This window comes from Bacillus sp. 123MFChir2, from assembly GCF_000383235.1.
Lineage (GTDB): Bacteria > Bacillota > Bacilli > Bacillales > Bacillaceae_G > Bacillus_A.
Genome location: NZ_KB910975.1, coordinates 21,621 through 27,620, shown reverse-complemented (window position 1 = coordinate 27,620; position 6,000 = coordinate 21,621). Strand labels below are relative to the sequence as shown.

Annotated in this window: 5 protein-coding genes and 1 pseudogene; 1 reads left to right on the top strand and 5 read right to left on the bottom strand. The window is 38.1% G+C overall.

Annotated elements, in window-relative coordinates; genetic code table 11:
* Window positions 1-155, top strand: a pseudogene (locus H280_RS25355) (transposase); the annotation flags it as partial.
* A 172-nt stretch (window positions 156-327) separates the two neighbouring features.
* Here H280_RS25355 and H280_RS0119730 read toward each other — a convergent pair.
* From H280_RS0119730 to cccB, 5 genes are all read right to left on the bottom strand, one after another.
* Window positions 328-1,530, bottom strand: a complete 1,203-nt coding sequence (locus H280_RS0119730) for a PDZ domain-containing protein (protein ID WP_034304020.1) — start codon at window positions 1,528-1,530, stop codon at window positions 328-330.
* 556 nt (window positions 1,531-2,086) lie between these two features.
* Window positions 2,087-3,517 carry a S41 family peptidase gene (locus H280_RS0119725; protein WP_020062847.1) on the bottom strand — a complete coding sequence of 477 codons (1,431 nt, stop codon included), beginning with the start codon at window positions 3,515-3,517 and terminating at the stop codon, window positions 2,087-2,089.
* Window positions 3,518-3,639: 122 nt separating this feature from the next.
* Window positions 3,640-4,533 (bottom strand): permease-like cell division protein FtsX, encoded by an 894-nt coding sequence (gene ftsX / locus H280_RS0119720; protein WP_020062846.1) that lies wholly within the window; start codon window positions 4,531-4,533, stop codon window positions 3,640-3,642.
* Complete coding sequence (gene ftsE / locus H280_RS0119715) at window positions 4,523-5,209, bottom strand: cell division ATP-binding protein FtsE (protein ID WP_020062845.1); 687 nt, start codon at window positions 5,207-5,209, stop codon at window positions 4,523-4,525. The genes ftsX and ftsE overlap by 11 nt, the downstream gene beginning before the upstream one ends.
* A 450-nt stretch (window positions 5,210-5,659) precedes the next feature.
* The gene (gene cccB / locus H280_RS0119710) at window positions 5,660-5,989 is read right to left on the bottom strand and encodes a cytochrome c551 (RefSeq protein WP_020062844.1); all 330 of its coding nucleotides are present in this window, start codon (window positions 5,987-5,989) and stop codon (window positions 5,660-5,662) included.
* Window positions 5,990-6,000: the final 11 nt, after the last annotated feature.

Genomic DNA, 6,000 nt, shown 5'->3' with positions numbered 1-6,000 from the left:
TACGCTGTTCTACAATTGAGCGGAGTTTTGCCGATGCAAAAGAACTACATGGCTATCGATACGCTCGGTTCCGAGGGATGAAGTCTGTCCAAATACAGGCATATCTCACCGCAGCCTGCCAAAACATGAAAAAAATAGCCCTTCATCTGACCAGAAAGGGTCAGTTGAAGGGCTGTTTTTCTTATTTTTTATTGTTTCGTACAATTTTTTTATACATAGTTACAATAAAGGTCATCAGAGGTTGGGAAACCCAAAGGGTTTCCCAACACTCTGAAAAAAACGCATCTAACTTTAGATGCGTTTTTATATGCTATTCGTTTAACAACATCAACCAGCTTCCGTATCCCACCGATGTTCTTGTTCTACAAACACAATCCCAAGTTCGTGATGTTCTCCTTCATAAATTGCATGTTGGACAAGGCGAAGCTCGCCGTTCGTATCAACAACTTCCATTTTACAAAATGCTCCTGTTGATCTTGCTTGCAGTGCATTATAGAACCCATCAACAGTTGTTGGAACGATCCCGTTCACTTTCACGATGATTTCCCCTGGTTTCAATTTTAATTCCTCTCCGGCTGTACCTGGAATTGTACCTAATACAACAAGACCATTGTCACGAGAAGAAAAGTATGCAGGTCGTCGTTCATCTTCCAAATGCTCTTGTACAGCAATTGTCAATCGCCCAAGCACTGCTACTCCCATAGCGACAATTGCTAATGTATACCACCAATAACTCGCTATTCCTAATAAAAGGACAACTGCAGCTAGTCCAAATACGCGGCGTCCTGTAAATAATAATGCTCCTTTTGGCTCAAAGCTTCTAACTGCTCTCGTAAATCCAACTAAGAACGGGATTAAAAATAAAGAAAACTTTTGTGATCCAACAGAGACCACTGGCCACCAAGATACAAACTGCGTTAAAGCATCACCTGGTATAAGAATGAATAATGGCACTAACCATAATCTATTTGATTCGTGGAGTCCAATATTTAAACCGCGTTTTCCTTTTCGTAATTTCGGAGTTGAATAGTTTGCAGCATTTTTAGAAATAAGTACACCTTCTACAACTAACATAAGTCCAAGTAAAATTGCTAATGAGACAACACTACCCTCTTCTCCTTTTTGAAGCTGTATGAAAGAGAATGGAATTTTTGAAGATAATACCGCTGCTGCAATGGCAATTCCTAACGTATATGCAGGTGATAAATATCTATACTGAGCAATGATAGCAAACGGTACCGTCCAAATCGCCATTATAATCACACTTGCTTGTGATACGACCAGCCCTGTTCCAACTGTAATCAATGACAAAATGAGCCCTAAAACAATTCCTGCAAATATAGATGTACGTAGTTCATACAAAACATCATACACCTTAAAAGAAAAGTCCTTCCGTTCCCGTAATACTCGTAAATATCCAACAAAAAAACTACTTATAAAGAAAACATACAAAGCAGGATGCGTTAAAAAACGCATGATTGCCTTCATAATTTCTGATAACCAACTCTCCACGAAACGATTCACCACCATTTATAAGATATTTCGTAACTACTCAGTCACTCTATGAAAAACTGACAGAAAAGCATTTTTTTAAATGGTCAAGAGCAACTGGCCGTGCATAGAAGCGGTCAAGGCCTTTTCCTGCCACGTGCAAAGTTTTAAAACAAAGAAAGGTAGCAAGGTGTCGGTCCATTTTCATGCCAAAAAATGAAAATAGCTTTCTATAGATCGTATTTTCGTTGGAATCAAACTTCTAAATGAAATGTACGACTGAGTGGTTACGATATTTCATTTCTTTCCATACATATTACTGTATGTAAAATTTACTCCGTTTCATTTTATCTTATCATAATTAATCAAACGTTTGTTTAACATATTAAAAACCTCTTTCTTTTTAGGGGAGGACGAGAGCATCTGACCGTACATAGAAGCGGTCAGGGCCTTTTCCTGCCACATGAGATGTTTTAAAACAAAGGGCGCAAGCGAGTACAGGTCGTGTTGCAGTCCGCATAACAGCAACTTATATGTCAAAAGATTAAAATGGATTTATATAGAAAAGATGCCGGGGAACCCCCGGCATCCTTTCTTATTTCGCTATTAATTTCAGTGCTGCTTGAAGCTGCATATCGTTTTCACCAGAACGAATTTTTTCAACAATCTTATTTTGGATTGTCTCTGCAGTCTTTTTATCAAGTTTACCCGTTGCATCCATACTGCTTGCATTTTGGAATGCTTTCACAGCTGCTTCTGTTTCTTTACTAAAATAGCCATCTTCACGACCTGGCTCATACCCAAGACTCTTTAACATCTCTTGTGCATGCTTCACTTGCTCATCGTTATTGTTATAAGACAACGTTTTTTCAATTTGAATTGGCGTTGCATAGTAGTAATCAGGCTGCTTCACTTCAACTGTTGGCTCAATTCCTTTTTTATGAATCCAATTTCCTTCTGGTGTTAGCCATTTAAACATTGTCAGTTTAATATTACTACCATCTGTAAACGGTACAGCTTGCTGAACAGTACCTTTTCCAAATGTTTTCTCACCAATAAGAGGATAGCCTTCTCCTTCTTTTAACGCTCCTGCTAAAATTTCAGAAGCAGAGGCGCTGCCTTTATCAATTAACACAGAGATTGGATATGATTTTCTCTCTTTTAATGATGTATAGGCCTTTTGCTTCTCGCCATTACGCTGTTCTATTTGAAGCATTGGTTTTCTATCTGTCATCAGCTCTTTTAAAATATCTTCAACACTTTTTAAATAGCCGCCTGGATTTCCCCGTACATCAATGACAAGTCCTTGTATATTTTTCTTTTCAAGCTCTTTCAACTGATCTTTAAATTCTTTCGCTGTTTTGTCAGAGAATGATGTAATTTGTATATATCCAATATCCTTATTGTTCTCTTTCTTCACAGAACTAAATACAGTGAAAATCGGGATTTTATCACGCTTAATTTTAAATGTTAACGGATCAGTAACTCCTGAACGCTTCACTTCAAGCGTAACTGTTGTCCCCTTCTTTCCACGAATTTTCATAACTGCTTCTTCGCGGGATAAGTCTTTCACACCATTTCCATCCACTGTTAAAATTTGATCGTTCGGTTTCAGACCTGCCTTTTCTGCCGGTGAGTCTTTAATCGGTGACACAATAATTAATTTTTCATCGGTTTTATTAACTTCAGCACCAATTCCTTCTAGCTCTGGATCAAGCGATTGCTCAAATTGCGTCGCTGTTTTCTTATCCATGTATGTAGAGTATGGATCTTTCAGCGTTGCAAGCATCCCTTGAATAGCCCCTTCAACTAGCTTGTCATCCTTCACTTCCTCAACATAACGTGAATCAATTAATGCATACGCTTCGCGAATTTTGTCCAGATCCTCTTGTTTTACATTGGCATTTTTCCCTGTAATAGATTGCGCCATATAAGGGCCGCCAAGCCAATATATACCCGCAAACATTCCGCCAGCGCCAATGAAAAACGCTACAACCATTCCTATAATCGCAACTCTACGTTTCAATGCGGAATTCCCCTTTCCGAACACACAATGGTGTATGAAAAGGCATCACACACTGTGCGATGCCTTTAACTATTTCTACTATATGATAAGCTTGTACGAAATATGTTTGCAACTTTTTACACTTATATTTTTAAGAAACGACGGATTGACATAACGCTTCCCCACATACCAATTAATGCACCAATTAGCATTAATAATCCCGATAGCTCAAAAACGAACGGGCTGTATGGAAGCAATTCAAAAATTGTTCCTGCAAATTTCTCATTAAACATAGCTTGAATTGAATTATATGAAGTCATAATCATAATGATTGGAATGATTGAACCTAGTACACCTAGGAATAATCCTTCTAATAAGAATGGCCAACGAATAAACCAGTTTGTTGCCCCAACAAGTTTCATAATTTCAATTTCAGTGCTTCGTGCATAGATTGTAATTTTAATTGTATTAGAGATTAAGAACATCGCTGTGAATAATAGACCAGCAATTAAGATAATCCCAATATTACGGCCAGTTTTTACTGTTTCAAATAGTTTTTCTACTTCACCTTGTCCGTATTGTACCTTATTTACAAATTGCATTTTTGCAATTTTCTTTGCAATAACAGCTGTATCAGTTGGTTCTTTTGCTTTTACAACATATACATCTTTTAACGGGTTATCTTGCTCAAATAATTCAAATGTTTTCCCGCTATCGCCTAAACTTTTAATCAATTTTTTTAGTTCTTCGTCTTTAGAAGAATATTTAACAGAATCGACTTTCGAAATCTTGGAAATATCTTCTTTTAATTTCTTTTGATCCTCTTTCTTTGCTGCTGGATCAATGTGTACACGAATTTCTACATCTTGCTCTACTTTCGTCGCAACATGGTTCATATTCATAATCGCTGTTAAAAAGACACCTACAAGCAGTAATGTAACGGTTACTGCACTTACAGAGGCAAATGTCATCCATCCGTTACGGGATAAATTTTTGACGCCTTCTCGTAAGTGGCGACCAAGGGTTTTAGTCTTCATATCCGTATCCTCCCTCAATCTCGTCTCGAACAATTTTTCCACCTTCAATTGCAATTACACGATGACGAATTGTATTTACAATATCCGCATTATGCGTCGCCATAATAATCGTTGTACCGCGTTCATTAATGCGCTTAAAAATACTCATAATATCCATCGCTGTATCCATATCAAGGTTACCTGTTGGTTCATCAGCAATTACAACTTTCGGACGATTCACGATTGCTCTTGCAATTGCAATACGTTGTTGTTCCCCACCAGAAAGCTCATTTGGCAATGAATTAGCACGCTCTTCAAGACCTACAAGTTTTAATACTTCCGTAACACGCTCACGAATTACGCCTCGTTCTTCTTCGATAACTTCTAAAGCAAACGCAACATTTTCATATACAGTTGACTTCGGAAGTAACTTAAAATCTTGGAAAATTACGCCTAACTGACGACGGAAATATGGTACGTCGCGTTCTGCTAAAGATTCAATTACTAAACCATTTACATTAATAGATCCTGTAGTTGGTTTTTCTTCACGATACATCATTTTAATAAATGTAGATTTCCCGGCTCCACTCGGTCCTACTACATACACGAATTCGCCTTGCTTAATTTTTACTGTGAGTCCATTAACGGCTTTCATGCCATTTGGATACTCCTTATAAACATTCGTCATTGTTATCATTATTTATCACCCAATACTAATGATTTTTTCGACACTTTTTATCTTCGATGTTTAACTATAGTTGCTAAAATCTTCGGTCGTTTTTCACTATTTCAACTTCTAAATATGTAAAACTTTTTCTGCAAAATTCTACAAAAAGGCACTACGCCCTACATTGTACCATTATTCGCCTTTAAATTCGGATACAAGTTTGTTACAGTTATGTTACATGGCACGAAATATACGACATAACCCAAACAAATAAGACCTCGCGTTGTCACACAAAAAGGTCTTATTTGTTGCTATTTCATGATGAGATTCTGAGCAAGCCACCTTCGCTTTTCTTTTTTGTCTAGCTCCTGCGGCTAGAATCTCCGGTCGTTTCGCTCCCTCGAACGAGGCAAAAAGCACCTCTCTGTCGGGGGCTCCAACGTCCTGCGATTCTGTTCAAGCCGCCTTCGCTTTTCTATTTTACTTCTTCTCTGCTAGCCATTCTGCTACTTTTTTCGCATCTTCGCCTTGGATTAGACCAGCTGGCATAGCGCCGCGGCCTTTCGTGATAATTTTTTCAATATCTTCTTTCCCGTACTTTCCGCCTACTTTTTGTAACGCTGGTCCAGATAATCCTTGTAGGTCATTACCATGACAACCTGCACAGCTTTTTTGGAATACTTTCTCAGCGCTATCAGCACTTGCTTCTTGGCCGGGGCTTGAAGGTTTACTTTCTTCTTTTTTTCCACATGCTCCTACTGTAAGGGCTAATGATGCGCCTAATACAATCGTCAATAACTTTTTCTTCATCTATATCGCTC